Source organism: Mesorhizobium sp. M4A.F.Ca.ET.090.04.2.1, from assembly GCF_003999085.1.
Taxonomy (GTDB): Bacteria; Pseudomonadota; Alphaproteobacteria; order Rhizobiales; family Rhizobiaceae; genus Mesorhizobium.
On the sequence record NZ_RZOT01000898.1, the window covers coordinates 1 to 1,132 of the forward strand.

The window sequence follows — 1,132 nt, forward strand, 5'->3', positions numbered from 1 at the left end:
GCGCAGGCCGGTCAGTGCCGCCAGATGGCAGCCGGCCGAATGGCCCATCACCGCGATGCGGTCGGGGTCGCCACCATATTTGGCGATGTTGGCCCGCACATAGGCATAGGCCTTCTCGACATCGCCGGCCTGGATGGCCACGTTGGCCTCGGGCAGCATGCGATAGTCGATCGAGACGAACAGGAAGCCGTTGTCGAGCAGGAAGCCGGGCTTGGCGTCGACGTTGTTGCGGTTGCCGATCCGCCACGCACCGCCGTGGATGAAGAAGACGACAGGCCGGCCCCTGAAGCCGTCGCGCGTGTAGATATCGAGCCTGGCCGGGCCGTAGTCGAAGCTCTGCCGCGTGGGCTGGCTGAGATGCTGCGCGGCGAATGCCCCAGCGGGCATCAGTGCCGCCATCGATGCCATGATGAGACTGCGCCGATCGATCATCACCACCTCCGGCCGTTTTCATTGGCAGAGTGCACATGCGCGCCACAGGCGTCCAGTTAAGGATTGGTAATGACCTGAGCTTGAAAGTCCGGCGGCGAGGCGACGTCCGGGCATTCGTGCTTGCCCCTGAATCCCGGCTGCGAGATGCGAATGCGAAAACCAATCGAAATACCCTTGAAGGTAGACTGGCAATCACCACGTTATTCTACAGGCAGGCATTTCGGCCACATCGGGTGCCTTGCCGGAGGTCAACGCCAGATTGCACGTGTTCTTCTTCAATTGGAGGGAACCAACAACGCTTTCCGGCAGTTGAATATGTGATGAGCCGACTGGCAGCCAGAGCGGCTCCGAGGGCACATAATCATGCGCGAGAACCAATCCGACGTCTTCGACCTGTTCTCGGAGATCTATACCAATGCCGCACAGGAAGAGATCAGCCTCCAGCAATTCCTCCTTGCCTGCCGCGAAGACAAATCGATGTATGCCTCGGCGCCCGAAAGGATGGTCGCGGCGATTGGCCAGCCAAACCTGATCGACACCAGCAAGGACGAGCGGCTCGGCCGCATTTTCTCCAACCGGACCGTCAAGGTTTATCCGTCCTTCGCCGATTTCTATGGCATGGAGGATACGATCGAGCGTATCGCCGGCTATTTCCGCTATGCCTCCCAGGGGCTCGAGGAGCGCAAGCAGATTCTCTATC

1 protein-coding gene and 1 pseudogene are annotated in these 1,132 nt (G+C 60.2%); one reads left to right on the forward strand and one right to left on the reverse strand.

Annotation, left to right across the window (positions count from 1 at the left end; all coding sequences use genetic code 11):
* Window positions 1–432: alpha/beta hydrolase (locus tag EN781_RS32975; RefSeq protein ID WP_145965805.1), on the reverse strand; the 432-nt coding region annotated here is incomplete at its 3' end.
* Between the two features lie 363 nt (window positions 433–795).
* On the opposite strand from EN781_RS32975, the pseudogene EN781_RS32980 reads away from it, so the two are divergent.
* Window positions 796–1,132 (forward strand): annotated as a pseudogene (locus tag EN781_RS32980) (PrkA family serine protein kinase); the annotation flags it as partial.